The sequence below is a fragment of the Treponema sp. R6D11 genome (assembly GCF_054786075.1).
The window spans coordinates 1-923 of sequence record NZ_BDHD01000491.1; the positions used below are offsets into that span (position 1 = coordinate 1).

Annotated in this window: 1 protein-coding gene; it reads left to right on the forward strand. The window is 47.3% G+C overall.

What is annotated here, in order from left to right; translation table 11 throughout:
* A partial coding sequence (locus ACYVTD_RS14185; protein ID WP_461248371.1) for a PspA/IM30 family protein occupies positions 1–692 on the forward strand: 692 nt, incomplete at its 5' end.
* Positions 693–923: the final 231 nt, after the last annotated feature.

A 923-nucleotide genomic window follows, 5' to 3' on the forward strand; every position in this document is an offset into this window, starting at 1 on the left:
ATATGGGTGTATTTTCAAGACTTAAAACGCTTATCGCTTCCAACGTGAACGATTTAATAGGCAAGGCTGAAAAGCCTGAAAAAATGCTAAACCAGCTTATCATCGAAATGAACGAACAGCTTATCGAATCCAAGAAAGCGGTCGCCATGGCGATTGCGGACGAGAAAGAGCTTGAACGTGAAAAAAACAACCATTTCGCGCAGGCGCAGGAATGGGAACGCAAGGCGATGCTTGCCGTCAACAGCGGCAAAGACGATCTTGCGAAAGAGGCGCTGTTGCGCAAACAGGAATTCGACAACGCCGCCGCCGAATACCAAAGGCAGTGGGAATCCCAAAAAATATCAGTGGAACAGCTAAAAGAAAGCCTTAGGGAGCTGCAAAATAAGATTGAAGAAGCCCAACGCAAGAAAAACCTGCTTATCGCCAGGGCAAAACGGGCCGAAGCCCAGCAAAAGATTCAAGACACCATTTCCAACGTATCCGGCAACAGGAGCGCTTTTGAGGCTTTTGACCGCATGGCCGCCAAAGTAGACCAAATGGAGGCGATGGCGGACGCTTCCAAAGAACTGGAAGACCTTACAAACAACGCCAGCCTGGAAAAACGCTTCGCCGAGCTGGATAAATCCGACACGACAGCGGACACCCTACTTCTTGAACTTAAGGAAAAGATGAAAGCTTTGCCCGAAAAGTGATATTTTAAGAAGAATTTACCACGAACCACACGAACGAAGAAAAGAAGAACGCAAAAGACCTCTCGCAGAGGCGCAGAGGCGCGGAGTTGTTGTTTGTAATATTATCTTATTACTTTCGTGATCTATGTTATTAGGATAATAAATATAGATCTAAGATGAGTTATCGGACGAAAACTCTGCGTCCTCTGCGCCTCCGCGCCTCTGCGTGAGGCTCTTCTGCTCTCCCTCTTC